Annotated in this window: 18 protein-coding genes and 1 riboswitch; of the genes, 11 read left to right on the forward strand and 7 right to left on the reverse strand. The window is 67.4% G+C overall.

What is annotated here, in order from left to right; genetic code table 11:
• The first annotated feature begins 16 nt into the window (after nucleotides 1-16).
• Nucleotides 17-1,924, forward strand: coding sequence for an ABC transporter substrate-binding protein (locus WDC82_RS15530; protein ID WP_340118264.1), 1,908 nt, complete (start codon nucleotides 17-19; stop codon nucleotides 1,922-1,924).
• Nucleotides 1,925-1,975: 51 nt separating this feature from the next.
• On the opposite strand, the gene WDC82_RS15535 is transcribed toward WDC82_RS15530, so the two are convergent.
• A complete protein-coding gene (locus WDC82_RS15535; RefSeq protein ID WP_340118265.1) occupies nucleotides 1,976-2,548 on the reverse strand; it encodes an exopolysaccharide biosynthesis protein in 573 nt (190 codons plus the stop codon).
• A 547-nt stretch (nucleotides 2,549-3,095) separates the two neighbouring features.
• Between WDC82_RS15535 and WDC82_RS15540 the strand changes: the two genes are divergently transcribed.
• Nucleotides 3,096-3,362 carry a hypothetical protein gene (locus tag WDC82_RS15540; protein ID WP_340118266.1) on the forward strand — a complete coding sequence of 89 codons (267 nt, stop codon included), beginning with the start codon at nucleotides 3,096-3,098 and terminating at the stop codon, nucleotides 3,360-3,362.
• A gap of 79 nt (nucleotides 3,363-3,441) precedes the next feature.
• Here WDC82_RS15540 and WDC82_RS15545 read toward each other — a convergent pair whose 3' ends face one another.
• Nucleotides 3,442-3,861 carry a hypothetical protein gene (locus tag WDC82_RS15545; protein ID WP_340118267.1) on the reverse strand — a complete coding sequence of 140 codons (420 nt, stop codon included), beginning with the start codon at nucleotides 3,859-3,861 and terminating at the stop codon, nucleotides 3,442-3,444.
• 533 nt (nucleotides 3,862-4,394) lie between these two features.
• Between WDC82_RS15545 and WDC82_RS15550 the strand changes: the two genes are divergently transcribed.
• The 5 genes from WDC82_RS15550 (at nucleotide 4,395) to WDC82_RS15570 (ending at nucleotide 10,029) form a co-directional block, all read left to right on the forward strand.
• Entirely contained in the window at nucleotides 4,395-6,479 is a 2,085-nt protein-coding gene (locus WDC82_RS15550; RefSeq protein ID WP_340118268.1) for a 4Fe-4S binding protein, read from the forward strand.
• A gap of 44 nt (nucleotides 6,480-6,523) precedes the next feature.
• A complete protein-coding gene (locus tag WDC82_RS15555; protein WP_340118269.1) occupies nucleotides 6,524-7,267 on the forward strand; it encodes a sulfite exporter TauE/SafE family protein in 744 nt (247 codons plus the stop codon).
• 75 nt (nucleotides 7,268-7,342) lie between these two features.
• A complete protein-coding gene (locus WDC82_RS15560; RefSeq protein WP_340118270.1) occupies nucleotides 7,343-8,203 on the forward strand; it encodes an NlpC/P60 family protein in 861 nt (286 codons plus the stop codon).
• 158 nt (nucleotides 8,204-8,361) lie between these two features.
• Nucleotides 8,362-9,561 (forward strand): BamA/TamA family outer membrane protein, encoded by a 1,200-nt coding sequence (locus tag WDC82_RS15565; protein ID WP_340118271.1) that lies wholly within the window; start codon nucleotides 8,362-8,364, stop codon nucleotides 9,559-9,561.
• Nucleotides 9,562-9,594: 33 nt separating this feature from the next.
• Entirely contained in the window at nucleotides 9,595-10,029 is a 435-nt protein-coding gene (locus WDC82_RS15570) for a DUF6524 family protein (RefSeq protein ID WP_340118272.1), read from the forward strand.
• Between the two features lie 39 nt (nucleotides 10,030-10,068).
• On the opposite strand, the gene WDC82_RS15575 is transcribed toward WDC82_RS15570, so the two are convergent.
• Nucleotides 10,069-11,511 (reverse strand): LysR substrate-binding domain-containing protein, encoded by a 1,443-nt coding sequence (locus WDC82_RS15575; protein WP_340118273.1) that lies wholly within the window; start codon nucleotides 11,509-11,511, stop codon nucleotides 10,069-10,071.
• 159 nt (nucleotides 11,512-11,670) lie between these two features.
• Here WDC82_RS15575 and WDC82_RS15580 point away from each other — a divergent pair, with 159 nt between their 5' ends.
• Together WDC82_RS15580 and WDC82_RS15585 are read left to right on the forward strand one after the other, a co-directional pair.
• Nucleotides 11,671-12,675 carry a PEP-CTERM sorting domain-containing protein gene (locus WDC82_RS15580; RefSeq protein ID WP_340118274.1) on the forward strand — a complete coding sequence of 335 codons (1,005 nt, stop codon included), beginning with the start codon at nucleotides 11,671-11,673 and terminating at the stop codon, nucleotides 12,673-12,675.
• Between the two features lie 106 nt (nucleotides 12,676-12,781).
• Nucleotides 12,782-12,983: riboswitch (cobalamin riboswitch) on the forward strand.
• Between the two features lie 36 nt (nucleotides 12,984-13,019).
• Nucleotides 13,020-13,607 (forward strand): HupE/UreJ family protein, encoded by a 588-nt coding sequence (locus WDC82_RS15585; protein WP_340118275.1) that lies wholly within the window; start codon nucleotides 13,020-13,022, stop codon nucleotides 13,605-13,607.
• Between the two features lie 16 nt (nucleotides 13,608-13,623).
• On the opposite strand, the gene WDC82_RS15590 is transcribed toward WDC82_RS15585, so the two are convergent.
• The gene (locus WDC82_RS15590; protein WP_340118276.1) at nucleotides 13,624-13,938 is read right to left on the reverse strand and encodes a hypothetical protein; all 315 of its coding nucleotides are present in this window, start codon (nucleotides 13,936-13,938) and stop codon (nucleotides 13,624-13,626) included.
• 266 nt (nucleotides 13,939-14,204) lie between these two features.
• On the opposite strand from WDC82_RS15590, the gene moaA reads away from it, so the two are divergent.
• Nucleotides 14,205-15,194: a GTP 3',8-cyclase MoaA gene (moaA, locus tag WDC82_RS15595; RefSeq protein ID WP_340118367.1), complete on the forward strand. Its 990-nt coding sequence runs from the start codon at nucleotides 14,205-14,207 to the stop codon at nucleotides 15,192-15,194.
• Between the two features lie 14 nt (nucleotides 15,195-15,208).
• Here moaA and WDC82_RS15600 read toward each other — a convergent pair whose 3' ends face one another.
• Nucleotides 15,209-15,658 (reverse strand): GNAT family N-acetyltransferase, encoded by a 450-nt coding sequence (locus WDC82_RS15600; RefSeq protein ID WP_340118277.1) that lies wholly within the window; start codon nucleotides 15,656-15,658, stop codon nucleotides 15,209-15,211.
• A 50-nt stretch (nucleotides 15,659-15,708) separates the two neighbouring features.
• A complete protein-coding gene (locus WDC82_RS15605) occupies nucleotides 15,709-16,482 on the reverse strand; it encodes a sulfite exporter TauE/SafE family protein (RefSeq protein ID WP_340118278.1) in 774 nt (257 codons plus the stop codon).
• Between the two features lie 158 nt (nucleotides 16,483-16,640).
• Here WDC82_RS15605 and WDC82_RS15610 point away from each other — a divergent pair, with 158 nt between their 5' ends.
• Complete coding sequence (locus WDC82_RS15610) at nucleotides 16,641-17,528, forward strand: LysR family transcriptional regulator (protein WP_340118279.1); 888 nt, start codon at nucleotides 16,641-16,643, stop codon at nucleotides 17,526-17,528.
• Nucleotides 17,529-17,534: 6 nt separating this feature from the next.
• Here the strand turns inward: WDC82_RS15610 and WDC82_RS15615 are convergent, their stop codons facing one another.
• Nucleotides 17,535-18,032, reverse strand: a complete 498-nt coding sequence (locus WDC82_RS15615; RefSeq protein ID WP_340118280.1) for a molybdopterin-guanine dinucleotide biosynthesis protein A — start codon at nucleotides 18,030-18,032, stop codon at nucleotides 17,535-17,537.
• Nucleotides 18,033-18,093 lie beyond the last annotated feature (61 nt).

Genomic DNA, 18,093 nt, shown 5'->3' on the forward strand with positions numbered 1-18,093 from the left:
AAGCTATAAGAAATCCATGCGATTCCCAGTTCGATTTCGGGCCCTGCTGCCGGCGCTCGCCGCCGTAATCGCGATTGCGCTGCCCGCCGCCGCCCAGGAGCCGCCGGGCCTGCGCCTGGACCTCGCCAGCGGCGCGCTGCCGCCGCTGGCCGAGCGCCTGCCGGCGGAGCCGCGCCGCGATCTCCCCGCGCGCGAGGACTGGAAGCAGGGCCGCTACGGCGGCAGCCTCACCCTGCTCACTCGCGGCGGGCGCGACGCGCGCGACCTGGTGCTCTTCGGCTATGCGCGCCTGGTCGCCTGGGACGCGGATGCTCTGAAACTGGTGCCGGACATCCTGGCCGGCATCGAGGTGACGGACGAGCGGGTCTTCACCCTGAGGCTCAGGCCGGGCCACCGCTGGTCGGACGGCGCGCCCTTCACCAGCGAAGACTTCCGCTTCTGGTGGGCCGACGTCGCCAACAACAAGGAGATCTCGCCCCGCGGACTGCCGCAGGAGCTGTTGGTGGCCGGCAAACCGCCCACGGTGGAGATCATCGACGACGCCACCATCCGCTTCACTTGGCAGGCCCCCAATCCGCGCTTCCTGCCGGCGCTGGCAGCCGCCGATCCGCTGTTTCTCTACCGCCCGGCGCACTACTTGAAGCAATTCCACGCGGCCTACCACGACCCGCAGGAACTCGCCGAACAAGCACAGGCGATCGGCCTGCGCTCCTGGGCCGAGCTGTTCCATCGCATGGACCGGATGTTCTTCTTCGACAATCCAGCACTGCCGACGCTGCAGCCCTGGATGACCACCACGGCGCCGCCGGCCGAGCGTTTCGTCGCCCGCCGCAATCCCTATTTCCATCGCGTCGATGCCGAAGGCCGCCAGTTGCCCTACATCGACGAGGTGATCCTGGCGCGCACCGAGCCGCGCCTCATCCTGGCCAAGGCCGCCGCCGGCGAGACCGACCTGCAGGCGCGCGGGCTTTCCTTTGCCGACGGCGCCGCGCTGAAGCAGGCGGAGAAGGACGGCCGCATCAAGGTGCTGCTGTGGCCGATCGGCCGCGGTTCGCAGTTGGCGCTCTATCCCAACCTCAACGCCGCATCGCCGGGCTGGCGCGATGTCTTGCGCGACGTCCGCTTTCGTCGCGCGCTCTCGCTCGGCATCGACCGCCAGGAGCTGAACCAGGTGCTCTACCAGGGCACCGCCCTGCCCGGCGCCAACACCCTGCTGCCCGGCTCGCCGCTGTACCAGGAGGCCTACCGCAGCGCCTGGGCGGCCTACGATCCGGACCAGGCCAACGCGCTGCTCGACGAGCTGGGCATGACCTGGAAGGATCCCGACGGCATCCGCCACCTGCCCGACGGCCGCCGCGCCGACCTCATCATCGAGACCGCCGAGGTGGACCCGGTGGAGACCGACATGCTGGAGGTCATAAAGGCGCAGTGGGCGAAGATCGGCATCGCCGTGCTGGTGCGCGCCCAGCCGCGTCAGGCGGCGCGCCAGCGCATCGCCGCCGGCGCGACGGTGATGAGCGTCTTCTACGGCCTCGCCAACGGCCTTGCCACCGAGGCAATGTCGCCGGACGAATTGGCGCCGACCAGCGACAAGCAGAACAACTGGCCGCTGTGGGGGCTGCACAACGAAAGCGGCGGCAGCGCCGGCGAACCGCCGGCTCTGCCCTCGGCGCGCAAGCTGCTGGAACTTTATGGCGGATGGACGCTGGCGACCGACGCAGCGGCGCGCGCCGACATCTGGCGCCAGATGCTGGAGATCCACGCTGACCAGGTCTTCACCATCGGTCTGCTCGGCGCCGTGCAGCAGCCCATCGTCATCAACGCGAAGCTGCGCAACCTGCCGGCCAAGGCCGATTACATGTACGACCCGGGCGCCTACTTCGGCCGCTACCGCATGGACACACTCTGGTTCGCTGAAAAATAGCGGCGACTGCAGCAGCGAGCCTGACGCAATTCTCTTGAAGAGAAAATCGGGCTACCAAAACACCCCAAGTTCAATGGTTCCCCAAACCACCGCAGCGGTAATGGCGAGCGAAATCACCGCGGCAGCCAGGGCGATGCACAACAGGAGGCCGTCTTCCTCCATGAACGCAAAGGCGAGCAACATAATGACGAGGGCGGGAATGACGTTGCTGAAGGGAACCGGTGCAAGCAGCGTTCCGCTCAGCAGCAGAACGACGAAGCCGACGGCCCGTTTGGTCGCCTCGAACGGCATGGCCCATCGCGGCCGCACGACCTGTTCCAGGCGCCTGACGACGGGGATCACACGCGCGACGATGCGTTCGATCCGCGGCTTTGAAAATTGTCGGGCGGCAAGCCGACGGGGCAAAAGGGGCTCCCGGCGCCCGACCATCATTTGCACGGACGGCACGGCGAGAAGGACACCCGCGACGGGCGACAAACCTGGAACCAGACCCATGAGAGCGATCAGCAGCATCACGATGCCGAACGAGAGCTCCCGCAGATTTGCGACGATCCACGCCAGCGTCACGCTGCTCGGTGCGTCCCGCAGTAGCCTCTCCAGAATGACCGACGTCGGATCGCGCATCGCCGGGCCGCGCCCTCCTACCAGTTACAGGGGTCCTGTACGAAACCGCCACCAGAACAGAATTCCCTTGGCGGCGTCCAAACGGGCCGCGCGGGAGTTCTCTGCAGATGGGTCCGCCCACACCCAAACTCAAATCTGATAGATCCGCTCAATGATGCTGCAAATATCGTCGAGAAAATCTTCGTTTACTCTAATGCATAACTTTTTTTCTTCTTGAATATTATTTATACTATGAAATATTTGTTGAATAATATTTTCTTCTCCCATTGAAATACAATCATATCACTACCATATATTTGAGAACGGCAAATCACTGCCGACATTACGAAAGGCGCTCTCGATGTCCTTCAAGAAATTCTCCTCGGCGCAGCCCGCTCCCAACAAGGGCGGCGCTGGCAACAAGCCCAAGGAAGCCTGGCCTTCAGGACAGCCGACCGCAAAGCCTGCCCAGAAGCCCGCTGAGGTCACGTCGGTGCCCAAGTCGTAGCTGGCGTCCCGGAGGGGGCCTGCCCCCTCCGCCACTCCTCGACCAACTGGAAGCCTTCCGATGACGACCCGCACAAGCGCAAAGACCGTCACCTTCCGGCATCCCTTCGTCCTCGCGGCGCTTGAAGAGGTGCTGCCCGCCGGCGACTACGGCGTGGAAACGGAGGAAGAGCGCATTGAGGGGCTTTCCTACGCTGCCTTCCGGCGGACATCGACCGTCCTGCGGCTGCACGCCCGGTCCGGACCGTCCCACCTGACACGGGCGCTGACCATCGATCCGGACGACCTGGACGCAGCGCTGGATCGCGACCGTCTAACCCCCGACTGATTTGGGGCATGCCGCAGCCGTGGCCGGCTGGCCGTCCAAGACACGCTGGCGCGAGTCAGGCCACTTCGGGCTCAGCGGTTCAGCCGCCCTGCAGCCACATGGCCATGGCCAACCCCGCCAGGGCCAAAGCAGCCCAGACTAGCCACTTCGGGACATCCGGCTTCGGCAGCGGACGGCTGCCATCCCCTCTCTCCGGCGAGTCCGCCGCCCCTCTTCCGCGCGCCGGCAACCAGCTTACCAGGCGGCTGGCGATTGACCGCGAGTCCGAGGCCTGCCAGTCCCCTTCCGGAAGATCGGCGATCGCGGAGGTGAGCGCAGAGGTGGCCGCGTCCTTCGACATCCCGGCAAGACGCGCGGCCTCTTCCCAAGGGTCCAGCCCGAGACGCGCCAACGCAGAAAGAACGGTCAGCGGCTGGCCGCTCTTCTCCTCGCCGACCAACGCGAAAAGGAAGTCATTGAACTCTGAGTGAGCGAGCGAGTACTCCGGGCGCAATCCCATAATAATCCTCTTTGAAGACGCTGCGGGTCTCACCTGCGGAAGCCCGAAGCAGGCGCCACGGTCAAATCCTTCAGACCCCTCCAATATTTCTTCGGATCCGTCTTTATCTGAAGGAGAGGTGGAATTAATTTTTACTATAATTCATATGGTTATTTATTTCCTATTTCCAATATAACAAAAATAATTATTTCTTCCTGCAAGTTTCCTGCGAGCCGTCATACTGCACGGGGCCGGCCGGCTTCCGGCGGCCGGATCCGTCCAGATATTGCCGCAACGGGGGTGACAGGCGCCTGTTCGGTTCGAGGGTCGACCCGCAATCCCTCAGGAAAATTGGGGTCGTCTTGCCCCCGCCCGGCCCGCTAAGATGCAGACGAATGGTCATACCAATTGGTTTGGAATCCAGGCCGGAGGGCCTTTCCGCCAAGGTGGGCCTGAAGGAGAACAAGCGCGCGGGCGCTGGAAAGGGCCGATCGGGCCCGGCCTTTTCGGCCTGAGCCGCGCCTCAAGAGGTTACGGAGAGTATTCTTATGGAGATGCGCGGCAAGCGCGTTCTCGTCTGCACCTGCGACGCCACCATGCCGCTGGACGCAGGCGCCCTCACGCGCGCCTGCCAGGCGGCCGGCGCCGAGGGCAAGGTGGAGCTGAACAGCCAGCTCTGCCGCGCCCAGCTCGGCAACTTCCAGCGTGCCATCCTCGGCAGCCAGCCGGTGGCGGTCGCCTGCACCCAGGAAGCGCCGCTGTTCCGCGAGATCGCGGCGGAGGACAACCCCGCCGCGGAGATCGACTTTCTCAACATTCGCGAGACGGCGGGCTGGTCGGACGACGCCAAGGCGGCGACGCCGAAAATCGCCGCCCTCATCGCCGCCGCCATGGTGGAGGCCGAGCCGACGCCGATGGTGGCGCTGGCCTCCCAGGGCGTCTGCCTGGTCTATGGGCGCGACGAGCAGGCGCTCGAGGCGGCCAGGCAACTCGCCGGGCGCCTCGACGTCACGGTGCTGCTGAGCCAGCCGGGCGAGATCATTCCGCCGCAGGTGATGGACGTGCCGGTCTTCAAGGGCACCATCGTGCAGGCCAAGGGCCACCTCGGCGGCTTCGGCATCACGGTGAACGACTACGCGCCGGCAACGCCCTCCGGGCGCGGCGCCCTCACTTTCGACGCGGCGAAGAACAACGCCTTTTCCGAGTGCGATCTGATCCTCGATCTCACCGGCGGCACGCCGCTGTTCCAGGCGGCGGAAAAGCGCGACGGCTATTTCCGTCCCGACCCGGGCGATCCGGCGGCAGTGCAGCGCGCGCTCTTCGAACTCGTCGATCTGGTCGGCGAGTTCGATAAGCCGCGCTACGTGAAGTACAACGCCGAGATCTGCGCCCACGCGCGCAGCCGCAAGACCGGCTGCACGCGCTGCCTCGACGTCTGTCCGACCGGCGCCATCAGCCCGGCCGGTGATGTGGTCAACATCGACCCGCAGGTCTGCGCCGGCTGCGGCTCCTGCGCCTCGGTCTGCCCGACGGGCGCGGCGACTTATCAGCTGCCCGCCGGCGACAGCCTGTTCCAGCGCCTGCGCGAACTGCTGGGCGCCTACCGCATGGCCGGCGGCAAGCGCGCCACCCTGCTGCTGCACGACGGCAAGCACGGCAGCGAGATGATCGGCTACATGGCCCGCCTCGGCCGCGGTCTGCCAGCGTACGTGCTGCCCTTCCCGCTGAACGAGGTGACCCAGGTCGGCATCGACTTCCTGGCCGCCGCCTTCGCCTATGGCGCCGAGCAGGTGGTGATCCTCGCCGATCCGAAGAAACGCGACGAGATGAGCGGCCTCGCCGGCCAGATCGGCCTTGCCGAGACGGTGCTGAGCGGCCTCGGCTACGGTGGCGGACGCCTGCACGTCATCGACGATCTCGATCCGGACGCGGTGGAGACGCAGCTCTACGGCCTCGCCGCCCCCAAGACAGCGATCGCACCGGCCAGCTTCCTGCCCGTGGGCGGCAAGCGCAGCCGTGCCTTCCTGGCCTTGCGCCACCTGCACGAGAAGGCGCCGGAGCCGGTCGACCATCTGCCGCTGGCGCCGGGTGCGCCCTTCGGCCGCGTGAAGGTCGATACCGAGGGCTGCACCCTCTGCCTCGCCTGCGTCTCGGCCTGCCCGGCCGGCGCGCTGCTGGACGACGAGAACCGCCCCTGGCTGGGCTTCAAGGAGGACGCCTGCGTGCAGTGCGGCCTCTGCCGCGTCACCTGTCCGGAGCAGGTCATCACCCTGGAGCCGCGCCTCAACTTCACCAACGCGGCGATGAGCGCGGTCACCCTCAACGAGGACGAGCCCTTCGAATGCATCCGCTGCGGCAAGCCCTTCGGCGTGCGCAAGTCGATCGAGCGCATTTCCGAGCAGCTCGCCGGCAAGCACTCCATGTTCCGCGAGAGCGGTCAGATCGACCGCATCAAGATGTGCGAGGACTGCCGCATCTCCCACCAGTTCGAAAGCACAGACAACCCCTTCCAGCGCGGCACGCGGCCGACGATCCGCACCACCGATGACGATCTGCGCGAGCGCGATCTGGAACTGGAACTCGCCCGCGCGAAGGCCAATGGCGGCCCCGGCGGCAAGCCCGGTCCGCATGAACACTGACGGCAGCGACGGGCCCGCATCGTCTGGCCGCGCGGGGGCCCTGTTTGGCTGAACTGGAAGCCGCCTTCGGCGCCCTCCACCCGGGACAGCTTGTGGTGGCCAATCTCATCGTCCTGGCGGCGACGGCTGTCCAGGCGGCAACCGGTATCGGCTTCGCCCTCATCGCCATTCCCCTGCTGGCGCTGGTCGACCTCTCCTTCGTGCCGGGCCCCAGCGTCTTCGTCGCTCTCTTTCTCGCGCTCTTCATGACCTCGGCGGGACGCACGGTCATCGTGCGCGAGGAACTGCTGCCGGTCGGCGCCGGCGTGGTGGCCGGCGCTGCGTTGGGTGCCGTGCTGCTGATCTTCCTCGACCTCGCGAACATGGCGCCGGTGTTCGGCGGCGTCATCCTGGCTGCCGTCGCCATCAGCCTGACCGGTCTGCACCTGCCCTTCACCCTCCGCAACCTGGTGGGGGTCGGCTCCATCGCCGGCGTCATGGGTGTGCTCTCCGGCATCCACGGCCCACCGCTGGCGTTGCTCTACCAGCGCAGCGAGCCGGAGAAGGCGCGCGCCATGATCGCCTCCATCTTCTTCGTCGCCTACATCGCCACCATCGCCGCGCTGGCGAGCGCCGGATACTTCGGCGTGCGGGAAATCCTGCTCGGCCTCGCCCTCATGCCCGGCTTCCTTCTCGGTTACGTCCTCGCCCGCCGCTACCTCGTCATCCGCAACCCGGCGGCCTTCCGCCGCGGCGTGCTGGTCATTGCTGCGGCCAGTGCCATCGCCCTCATGTTCAAAGCCCCCTGATCCGTCCGAAGCCGCCTTCAGCGGAGCTTAACCGGCGCTCGCCTAGACTCCGCTTGTTGAACTACAGTGGCAGCCATGACCGATCTCGACCCGCGCCTGAACGCCTTCCGCGACGACCTCGCCGACGCCCGGCTGAAAGACAGGGTGACGGCGCCGCGCTATGCCGAGGGTCGCCCGGCCGGGGTTGCACGCGGCGTGGTCGATCTCAGGCGCGCGCCCGATCCGGCCTCCGGCCTCGACACACAGTTGCTCTTCGGCGAGACCGTGCGTGTATTCGACGACAAGGACGGCTGGTCCTGGGTGCAAAACGGGACCGACGGCTATGTCGGCTATCTGGAAAGCGCCGCGCTGGGCGAGGCGCCGCCGCCGGCGACCCACCGCCTGCGCGCCCTCAGGAGCTTCCTCTATCCGGAGCCGAACCTGAAGACACCGCCGCTGGACGTCCTCTCCATTGCCAGCCCGGTGTCCGTCACCGCGACCGAGTGCGCCTACAGCCGCATCCACGGCGGCGGCTGGCTCTACACCAAGCACCTGCAGCCGATCGCCGAAAACGCGCCGGACTTCGTCGCCACGGCACTGGAGTTCCTGGGCACGCCCTACTATTGGGGCGGACGCAGCTCCATCGGCCTCGACTGCTCGACCCTGGTACAGCTGTCGCTCGCCTGCGCGGGCCTCGACGTGCGGCGCGACTCCTACCAGCAGGCGACCACCATCGGCGAAAAACTGAACGGCTTGCCCGGTGAACTGACGCTCGAGCGTGGCGACCTCGTCTACTCGCCGGGTCACGTCGCCATCATGCTGGATGATCGCCACATCGTGCACGCCAACGGCTTTACCATGACGGTCGCCATCGAGACGCTGGAAGCCCTGGAAGCCCGCGTGCGTGCCGAGACCAAGGGCGCCGGCTTCACCGCCGTGCGCCGCACCGGCCTCTGATATCACCCAGGTGCCCGGCCCGCGCAGCGGCACTCAAAAAAGTGTGGGACCTAAGTCCAATGGCCGCCTGCGCCGGGCCTGCCTAGCTTCGGATATGCCGGTCCGACGCTGGCTCGCGCCGATGGCCGGCTCTTCCGCGCGCTCACGAGGTTGTTTGCATGGCTGGCGGAAATCGCAGCGTGGCAGGCGGCACGCAGGCCCAGAGTGCGGCCGCCCTGTCCGTGCTCAGCGGCATGCTCGTGCTGGCGGCCGCCAACCACGACGCCCTCGCAGGGCCTGACGCCATCGGTGCCGCGGGAAGCGACCCGACCGTCGACAAGACCTTCGAGCGCGGCGAAGCCGTCGCGTTCGAGCCCGGCCCCGGCTTCGTCGTCTTCCCCATTCCAATCAGCAATCCCACCATCGGGACCGGGCTCGGGGTCGGCACCGGTCTGCTCTACCAGACGGACGCCGGGTCGGCGCCGTCCTACACCGGCGTCGGCGCCATGGCGACCAGCAACCGAACCTGGGGTGTCGGCGTCCTGCAGTATCTCTCCCTCGATGAGGATCGCTACCGTCTCTCCTTCGGGCTGGGCTACGCCAGCGTGCACTACGACTTCTTCGGTGCCGGCAGCGATGCGGGCGACCGTGGCGCATCGATCCCGATCATTCAGAAAGGCTACTTCACGAACCCCTGGGCCGAGGTTCGTATTGCCGAGAATCTCTATGTCGGCCTGCAATACCGGCTTATCGAGGCGAGCACCGAGATCGATTTCTCGGACCGGGACGGTGTGCTCGCGCGACTGCTGGAGGGGCGCCAGCTCGACTTCACCAGCTCCGGGGCCGGGCCCATCCTGGACTGGGATACGCGCGACGATCCCTTCTGGCCACGCCAGGGCCACTGGCTGCATGCCGACATGTTCGTCGCCAGCGGTGAATTCCTGTCCGACTTCAACTATCGCAAGGGGCACGTGAGCTTCAACTACTACCGCGAGGTCTTCGACGACGGCATCCTGGCCGCGCGGGTGGCCGGATGCTTTGCGGGAGGCGAAGTGCCGGTGGTGGATCTCTGCCTGTTCGGCGCGAACAACGACCTCCGAGGCTACGAGACGGGCCGCTACCGAGATGAGAATGCGCTTGCGGTCCAGGTGGAACAACGCTGGAAGTTCGCCGAGCGCTGGGGGCTGGTCGGCTTCGCCGGGGCCGGCGGCGTCGCATCGGACATTGGCAAAACCCTCAGCTCCGACCCGCTGGCCAGCGGGGGGCTTGGCTTGCGCTTTCAGGCCTCGGAGGACTATCAGGTTCATCTGGCCGTCGACGGCGCCGTCAACCTGGATGGCGACATCGGCGTCTACTTTCGCATCGGGGAAGCTTTTTGAGGGGATTATCCAAATGCTCCGGGAGGTGATGCCATGGCTGTAAACGCTCAAGACGACAACGACCTGCTGAAAATTGCGCTGCGCATCCTCGCGCCGCTGGCGATCGTTCTGATCACCTACAATCCCACCGACTACTGCTTCTATACCTGGTTCACCGACGCCATGGCAGCCGGAGAACTGGGCGGCATTCACTTTCTGGCCCTGGTGGTGCTGCTGATTTGCTGGAGCATCCTCGTCGTCGCGACGTGGAAATCTCTCGACATCTACGGGGTGGTCCTGGTCTGCGCCCTGCTCGGCGCCGTCATCTGGGTGCTCATCGACTGGGGGCTGCTCAACACCGACTCGACCAATGCCGTCGCCTGGATCGTCCTGGTCTGCGGCGCGATCATCCTGGCGGTCGGGCTGTCATGGGCACTGATATGGCGGCGCATCACCGGCCAATACGCCGTGGACGAGATCGAGGATTGAGCGCGGTCGCAGGGCGGCCGTCCCTGACGCACTTCCGGATCACGCGCCCTGGCGCAGAGGCTCCGTGTCGCGCAGCAGCCACAGGCGGAACGCCGTGACCGGCTCGCTCTGCGGTTTCCCCTCGGGCGTTACAAGGTAGTAGTCCCAGTCGGCAACGGCGTGGTCGCACAGCTTCACGAGCCGCCCGCAGGCCAGGTCTTCCGCAACGAGAAACTGGTCGGCCAGCGCTACGCCCTGGCCGGCGATCGCGGCTTCGATGGCAAGACCGCTCTCGAGAATGCGCGGCCCTCGTCCCACGTCTGAGCCGGAGATCCCGCCCGCGGCGAGCCAGTCCCGCCACAGACAGCCGTCGTCGTCATGCAAAAGGGTGAGTTGCGTCAGGTCTTGCGGCCGCCATGCACCCTTCCTTTGCGGCAGGTAGTCCGGCGACGCCACGGGAAACACCTGCGAATTCACAAGAAGGTCCTGCGTCAATCCGGGCCAGTGGCCCAGTCCGCGGCGGATGGCGATATCGGCGCCCTCACGGTTCAGATCGACAACACGCGGCGTGGCATCCAGCACCACCTCGCATTCAGGCCAGTCCGCCCGGAACCGGTCGAGGCGGCGAATCAGCCAGCGCGAGGCGAAGGCAGGCTGCGCAGTGACCCGGATAAGGTGGTCGGCCCGCGAAATCTCATGCAGCGCGCTTGACCAAGCGGTATCGGCTGCAACTGTGCCGCCCCGTGTCCGCAGCGCGTCGTACAGACGGACAGTCTCGGACTCGGGTGCAACCGACAACTCGCGCGCCAGCCGGTCCCGCAGGGTGCCGAACAGCTTCAGAGCCTGCGCCCGCTCGCCCCGCTCGGCATGGATGCGCATCAGCGCGCGGCAGGCCCTTTCGTTCAGCGAGTCGAGCAGCAGCAGGCAGCGCGCCGCGGCTGCCGCCCGCTCTCTTTCGCCGGCCGCGAGCGACCGCTCCATCAGCGCCGTCGCGGCGTCCACGGCGAGGCCCCGCAGGCGCTGCCGCTCGATCGCCAGCCAGTCTTCAAAGGCGGCATCACGGACGTAGCTGTCCTCCAACAGTTCGCCGCGGTACAGCGCCACCGCCTGCTCCAGCGCCTCGAGGCTGTCCTGCCTCAGACCCCGCTCGAAGCGGATCACATCGACGTCGACCGTGTCAGGATCGAGCGTCACCGAGCGCCGGTTGGCGACCAGCGCCCCCCGCGGTTCACCGCCCAACGAACGCCTGAGGCCCAACGAACGCCTGAGGCGCAGCAGCGCCTGCTTCAGGCTGTCGCGCGCCTGACGCTCGCCGCTGTCGCCCCACAGCAGCCCCGCCAGCCTCTCGCGGGCGACTGGAACGCCGGGCGACATGGCGAGGAAACCCAGCAGCGCGCGGTCCTTGCGGCCCGGCAGGTCGATGGTCCGCCCGCCGCCGTCGCGCAGGCGGAACCCGCCGAAGAGAGTGATCTCCAGGATGTCGGCTGACGGGTCGTGGCTCATGACATCAAGCGTCCGGTGGACGGTTCCTGCGTCGCATCCATCGAATTCACGGTTTATTTCCGATCGGCACCCCGGTGGCTTCCCCTCCGCCGGACTACTGTCCCTTCGTAAGGTCGGCCCGGTCATCGCCGCACGCCGATACCAACGAGGATGCGCTGAATGTTGTACCACTTTCTCCGAGGCTACACCGATGCCATCTATGTGGCGGTCCATCTGCGAGCACCCAAAGCGCCGCGTGCGGGCCTGTTCGCTGAGCCTCCTGTTCCTATCGAAGCGCAGGTCGCCACCTGCTTCGAGACCCTCTTTGGGATGATCGCGTGGCTCATCCGGGCGCTGGCCGGAACAGCCCGTTGGATCTACCCCGGCAGAGCCGGCTCTGCGGGGCGCCGCGCCATCGCCGGAACCGTCGCTTTTGTGCTTGGCGTCGCGCTGTTCGCCGTCGTGGCCGCCGCCGGCAGCGCCCGCGCGACGATCCTGACCTTCGATCAGGGGCGGAGCGCGACCGGCTTCGACGTGGTCCCGATCCAAGCCGGTGCGCAGGTGGCACAGGACTACGGCGACCGGGTCACCGGCAGTCCGATGGACGTGCTGGGCGGCACCTACACCTACGGTAACGGCGGCGAGGGCTTCACGCCCAATGTCGGTGTCAACTACCTCGCCACCGGCGGCGTGTTCCTCTGGACGCTCGAGTATGGCGACCTGACCAACGTCATCTTCGCTGGGCCGGGCTCCAACGTCTTTCGCGTCCAACTCGAGGCCGACGCGGGCTTCGAGGTCGTGCTGTACGGCTTCGACCTCGCCGGCTGGCCGCTGACCGACTACGCCATCGATGCCGTGACGGTCAGCAGCAACGGCATTCCCTTGTTCTCGCAGATCGACGTGGCAGTCGAAGGCGACGCGACGGGACCAGGCCACACCGCCTTCGGCTTCGCCGCACCGCTGATGGGCAGCGAACTGACGATCAGCCTCGACTTCTCGAACATCCCCTTCGGACAGCAGGACAACTTCGGCCTCGACAATATCCGCTTCGGACAGAGTCCGCCGCCGGAGGTCGTCCCCACCGAGGTACCGGAGCCTGGTTCGCTGGCTCTGCTCGTTACCGGTCTGGCGATGCTGGGCCTGCGACGGGATCGAGCGGCTTTCCGCTTGCGTGCCGCTGTCTGACCCCCTCTCCGCCGCCGGTGCCGCCGTGGCGCTGCAATAGCGCTCGGCATTCGTTCGCCATCACATGGTCGACCCGCCGAGTCCGGTTGCCTTCCGCTCCGCTTCCCGGCATCCTGCCCGCGACGGTGCCTTTGGCAGAGGTGAAACGGGAAGTTCGGTGAGAAACCGACGCCGCCCCCGCGACTGTAAGGAGATCGCCCCCTTCAAGAACGTCACTGGCCTCCATCGGTAAGATCCCTTGGGGCCGGGAAGGCGAAGGTGGGAAGAAGCTCCGAGCCAGGAGACCGGCCGTCACGGAGTTCAACAGCTGAAAGGGGGCGGCGGGCCCCCGCAAAGGAGTTTTCATGCGCTTTCTTTCCGTTTTCACGGCCACCCTGCTCATCGCCACGGCGGCTGAAGCCCACACCGGCGGCGGCGCCGCGTCCGGCCTGTCCCACGGCTTCTTCCATCCCCTCGGCGGCCTCGACCACATCCTGGCCATGGCCGGCGTCGGCCTGCTCGGCTTCGTCATCGGCGGACGCGCCCTCTGGCTGGTGCCGGTGTCCTTCGTCGCCATGATGGCCGTCGGCGGTATTGTCGGCGTCGCCGGAGTCGGCCTGCCGTTTGTGGAGGCCGGCATCGCTCTTTCGGTGGTGGTGATCGGCGCCGCGCTGGCCTTCGGCGGCAGTGTGCCCCTGGCCCTCGCCATGGCCCTGGCCGGCGGCTTTGCCGTGTTCCACGGCCACGCCCACGGCACCGAGATGCCGCTCGCCGCGTCCGGCCTGACCTACGGCCTGGGCTTCATGGCGGCCACCGCCCTGCTGCACGGCCTCGGCATCGGCGCCGGCTTCGCCCTCAACGCCGTGGCCGGCGCAGCCAGCCGCCGGGCGGCACGCGTCGGCGGCGCGCTGCTCAGTCTCTCCGGTCTGGCGCTTCTCACGGGCGTTCTGTAAGGCGCTCTGACGGCAGCTATTGCGGTGGTGGCGGCGGGCCGCTGCCACCACCCAGCTGCGCCTGGCACAGTGCCTCGGCCCGGCCTTTGAACAACGCGGCCTGCTGGGCGTTGATCGTGCCCTCCGAGACCATCTTCTCAATGTCGGCGGCGCGCTCGGCGAAGCAGCGCGCCACCGGATCAGTGGCGTCCACAGCCGCCTGCTCCGGCGGGAAGAGGTCATCGCGGTGCATGAAGGCCAGCGCCGCCGCCATGAGCAGGGCCACGCCGACGGCGCAAAAGCGTGCGATCGGTCGGTCCAGGAAAGAGACCTCTTGGGAGGAGTCGGCCATGGCGGCAAGGCTAGTGCGGCCTCCGGCGCCCGGCAACTGAAGAAATCGTCTCCCCGCCCCCGCGGCAAGACGCCGCGAAGTCCGCGGAAATCCAAGGGTTTCTGGACCTTTAGCCCCAGAAAGTTTGGGGGAGAAAACACGCCCTCCCTGTACCTATACTGCCCGGCTCACTATATTGAAGCTTGGGATAAAGGCCGGGCCGCGGGCGATGCTTCCTCCGGGAACCGGCGCCAGGAGTATGGGTTGGGAGACACCTGATGGCTGAGATGATCGATCCCTTCGGCAGGGCGGTCACTTATCTGCGCGTTTCGGTCACGGACCGCTGCGACTTCCGCTGCGTCTACTGCATGGCGGAAGACATGACCTTTTTGCCCAAGAAGGACATTCTCACCCTCGAGGAACTCGACAGGGTGTGCAGCGCCTTCGTGCGCCAGGGCGTGAAGAAGCTGCGCATGACCGGCGGCGAGCCGCTGGTGCGCCGCGACATCATGAAGCTGTTCCGCTCCCTGTCGCGCCACCTGGAAAGCGGCGCACTGGAAGAGCTCACCCTCACCACCAACGCCAGCCAGCTCGGCCGCTTCGCCCACGAACTCGCCGATTGCGGCGTGAAGCGCGTGAACGTCTCGCTCGACACTCTCGATCCCGACAAGTTCCAGGCGATCACCCGCTGGGGAAAGCTGGACAAGGTCATGGACGGCCTCGCCGCCGCCAAGGACGCCGGCCTCGCCGTGAAGATCAATGCCGTCGCCCTGAAGGGCGTGAACGACGACGAGGTCGATCGCCTCGTCGCCTGGTGCGGCGACGAGGGCTACGACCTCACCTTCATCGAGGTCATGCCGATGGGCGAGATCGGCGAGCAGCGCATCGACCAGTACTGGCCGCTCTCCATGCTGCGCGCGCAGCTGGCGGAAAAGTGGACGCTGGAAGATATCGACTACCGCACAGGCGGCCCGGCGCGCTATTGCCGCGTGAAGGAAACCGGCGGCCGCCTCGGCTTCATCACGCCGATGACCCACAACTTCTGTGAAAGCTGCAACCGCGTGCGCCTCACCTGCACCGGCACGCTCTACATGTGCCTGGGCCAGGACGACGCCGCCGATCTGCGCGAGCCGCTGCGCATGAGCGAGAACGACGGGCCGCTGGAGCAGGCCATCATGGAAGCCATCGGCCGCAAGCCCAAGGGCCACGACTTCATCATCGACCGCCGCCGCAAGCAGCCCGCCGTCTCTCGCCACATGAGCGTCACCGGCGGCTGAGCGGCTACGGCCCCTCACAGCACCAGCTTGAAGCCCTCGTGGGTCGCCTCGAAGCCGAGCGACTCGTAGAAGCGGTGGCTGTCCTGGCGGGACTTGTTCATGGTCAGCTGCACCAGGCCGCAGCCGCGCCGACGGCTCTCGTCGATCGCCCAGCCGATCATCAGGTGACCGAGGCCCTGCCCGCGCCGTGACGCGGCGATGCGCACGCTCTCGATCTGGCCGCGCCACATGCCCTTCAGCGACAGCCCCGGAATGAAGCTGAGCTGAAAACAGCCGACCACCGCGCCGCCGTCGTCGACCACCGCGAGGAACTGGTTCGCATCGCGCTCGATGGCGGCGAAGGCCTCGGCGTAGCAGGGATCACCGGGCGCCTCCCGCGTCTTGCCGAGAGCGTCGTCGGCCAGCAGGGCGACGATGGCCGGCAGGTCGGCCAACACTGCGCGTCGAATCGTGGGCTCGCTCATGTCACCTTCATAGTCCAACCCCTGCTATTTGGCGACCGCCATCCCGGCGCTTACAGCCGCTCCCACAACGGCAGCGCGTAGAGTGCCGCCCCGGCGCAGAGCGCCAGCGCCGCCTTGCGGTAGACGCCCTCGCTGGCGTGCGGAAAGAGCCGCGCACCGACGAAGATGGCAAGCACATAAGCGGGCAGCAGCACCAATGCCTCGCGCAGCACCGCTAGGCTCAAGAGGCCGTTCAGCCATAGCGTGATGCCGCTTACCACGCCCAGCAGGCCGAAGATGGCATAGATGTTGTCGCGCACCTGCGCGGGGCTGGACTGACCGCCCAGCCAGAACAGCACCAGCGGCGGTCCCGCGAGACTGGCGGCCCCGCCGGTCACCCCCGCCGCCGCACCGACGGCTGCGGTGCCCAGCAGCGGCAGCTGCCGGCGCAGGCGCCAGCCGGCGGCCAGCGCCGACACCGCCGCCAGGATCAACAGCGAGATGATCCAGCGCATGACCACGGGATCGGCCGAGACCAGCAGCGCCACGCCCAGCGGGATGGTCACCGTGGCGCCGGCCAGCAACGGCAGGATCTCCGCCCAGGTGCAGCGCCGGAAGGCGGAAACGGTAATCGGCAGTGTGGCCAGGCTGTCCACCAGGAAGAGCAGCGGCACGGCGACCTCCGGGCCCTTCATCACGCTGGCGAGGGGCACGAAGACCATCGCCGCGCCGAAGCCGGAAAAGCCGCGCACCAGCCCGGCCAGGAGCGCCGCCGCGGCCAGCCAGACGAAATGAGGGTCGCCGGTCACGGCGCTCCACAGCAGGGCCGGTGCGGTGCCGTCCATTCTGTTGCCTTTCGCCTGAGCGTGGGCCGGCACCCAGGAGAGCGCCGGAGCCAGGGAAGCCGACGCCTTCCCTGGCATCGGAAACCACTTCGTGATATCCCTGCGATGATGCAGGTACAACCCTTAGTAATGCAGCTTATGTCTGCAATTTTGCAGGCATGAGCGCCCTCCCGCAGTGGTCCGACCTGCGGGTGGTCCTGGCGCTGTCGCGGGCTGGCACCCTCTCGGCCGCGGCCGAGCGGCTGGGCGTCGACCAGACCACCGTCGGCCGCCGCCTCGCCGCCTTGGAGCGGGCCCTGGACGGTCGCCTCTTCCTGCGGGAACGCGGCGCCCTCACCCCGACGGCGCTGGGCGAGGAGGCCGTGGCCCGCGCTGAGCAGATGGAGGCTGCCATGGCGGCCCTGGAAGCCGCGGCCAGCGCGTCGGGCGCGGCGGTGGCCGGGCGGGTGCGCATCACCGCCGTGCCGATCCTGGTAAACCAGTTGATCGTGCCGCGCCTGGCGGCTTTGCTGAGCCACTTTCCGGGCCTGGAGGTCGACGCCAACGCGGATTCCCGCAATCTCAGCCTCAGCCGGCGCGAGACCGACATCGCCCTGCGCTTTGCGCGGCCGGAGAGCGGCAGCGGCCTTTGCCGACGCATCGGCGCCCTCGCCTTTTCGGTCTACGCCCCGCGCGGCACGGAGCCTGACGGCCTGCGCTGGGTGACCTACGACGACCGCTTCCTGCACCTGCCGCAGGCGCGCTGGGTCGCCGCGAATGTGTCGCCGGACAGGCTCGCGCGGCTGCGCATCAACGACGCGGAGGGGTTGGTTCAGGCGGTGCGCGGCGGCCTGGGCCGCGGCGTGCTGCCGGACTTCATGGCGACACGCGATCCGGCCCTGGCGCGGGTCTCGGCGGCGCCGGTCCTGCAGCGCGACCTCTGGCTTCTGGTCCACCCGGATCTGCGCCAGCTGCCGCGGGTCGGTGCGGTGATGGACTGGCTGGCCGGCCTGCCGGCGCGGCTGGAAGCCGAGGCGGCCGAGGCGCCGCTCTCGCCCGGCTCCTGAACGCTGCTATTTGATGATGATCTGGTGGGCGAAGTCGCGGCCGTCGGAGATGGTGATCTGCTCGAAGCCCAGCATTTTGGCGAGATCGAAGAAGGTGTAATAGTCCTCCACCCCCAGCTCGGCGAAGATCGGCAGCAGGCGCGACACCGCCGTCATCTGCGCAAAGATGGCGCGGGCGCGGTAGATGGTGTCGATGCGCCCGTCCTCCAGCGCAACGATGATCATCTTCTCGGCCTCCGAGCCCTTGGCGAAAATCGCCGCCTGCGGCGGATAGGGCGCCTTGTTCTGCTCGTTTGTGATGCCGGTGACGAAGGCGATGCGCGCCTTGCGCGTGGCCTCCGGCACCGTGTAGGCGCGCGCCTCGTAGTCTTCGCTGCTGGTCGGCTCGGGGTAGTAGTAGCCGGCGTGGCGGTCGTCCGACTGCGCGCGGACCGGCCCCGCCGCCACAACACCCGCCACCGCCAGCAGCAGCGCCGCCAGTCCGATCGTCATTCGCACCGCCATCACCCACTCCCTACCCTGATGAGTCCGAGGCGCCAGACTGCGGCAGCGCCCCGGGATTGGC

This window comes from Pelagibius sp. 7325 (assembly GCF_037652055.1).
Taxonomy (GTDB): Bacteria; Pseudomonadota; Alphaproteobacteria; order Kiloniellales; family Kiloniellaceae; genus Pelagibius.

Bases quoted from the DNA above. Each gene is read 5' to 3' on its own strand.
- WDC82_RS15590 (WP_340118276.1), bottom strand. From the start codon at position 13,938: ATGGCCGACTCCTCCCAAGAGGTCTCTTTCCTGGACCGACCGATCGCA.
- WDC82_RS15600 (WP_340118277.1), bottom strand. From the start codon at position 15,658: ATGAGCGAGCCCACGATTCGACGCGCAGTGTTGGCCGACCTGCCGGCC.
- WDC82_RS15560 (WP_340118270.1), top strand. From the start codon at position 7,343: ATGACCGATCTCGACCCGCGCCTGAACGCCTTCCGCGACGACCTCGCC.
- WDC82_RS15570 (WP_340118272.1), top strand. From the start codon at position 9,595: ATGGCTGTAAACGCTCAAGACGACAACGACCTGCTGAAAATTGCGCTG.
- WDC82_RS15580 (WP_340118274.1), top strand. From the start codon at position 11,671: ATGTTGTACCACTTTCTCCGAGGCTACACCGATGCCATCTATGTGGCG.
- WDC82_RS15585 (WP_340118275.1), top strand. From the start codon at position 13,020: ATGCGCTTTCTTTCCGTTTTCACGGCCACCCTGCTCATCGCCACGGCG.
- WDC82_RS15565 (WP_340118271.1), top strand. From the start codon at position 8,362: ATGGCTGGCGGAAATCGCAGCGTGGCAGGCGGCACGCAGGCCCAGAGT.
- WDC82_RS15535 (WP_340118265.1), bottom strand. From the start codon at position 2,548: ATGCGCGATCCGACGTCGGTCATTCTGGAGAGGCTACTGCGGGACGCA.
- moaA (WP_340118367.1), top strand. From the start codon at position 14,205: ATGATCGATCCCTTCGGCAGGGCGGTCACTTATCTGCGCGTTTCGGTC.
- WDC82_RS15550 (WP_340118268.1), top strand. From the start codon at position 4,395: ATGCGCGGCAAGCGCGTTCTCGTCTGCACCTGCGACGCCACCATGCCG.
- WDC82_RS15540 (WP_340118266.1), top strand. From the start codon at position 3,096: ATGACGACCCGCACAAGCGCAAAGACCGTCACCTTCCGGCATCCCTTC.
- WDC82_RS15575 (WP_340118273.1), bottom strand. From the start codon at position 11,511: ATGAGCCACGACCCGTCAGCCGACATCCTGGAGATCACTCTCTTCGGC.
- WDC82_RS15610 (WP_340118279.1), top strand. From the start codon at position 16,641: ATGAGCGCCCTCCCGCAGTGGTCCGACCTGCGGGTGGTCCTGGCGCTG.
- WDC82_RS15545 (WP_340118267.1), bottom strand. From the start codon at position 3,861: ATGGGATTGCGCCCGGAGTACTCGCTCGCTCACTCAGAGTTCAATGAC.
- WDC82_RS15605 (WP_340118278.1), bottom strand. From the start codon at position 16,482: ATGGACGGCACCGCACCGGCCCTGCTGTGGAGCGCCGTGACCGGCGAC.
- WDC82_RS15615 (WP_340118280.1), bottom strand. From the start codon at position 18,032: ATGGCGGTGCGAATGACGATCGGACTGGCGGCGCTGCTGCTGGCGGTG.
- WDC82_RS15530 (WP_340118264.1), top strand. From the start codon at position 17: ATGCGATTCCCAGTTCGATTTCGGGCCCTGCTGCCGGCGCTCGCCGCC.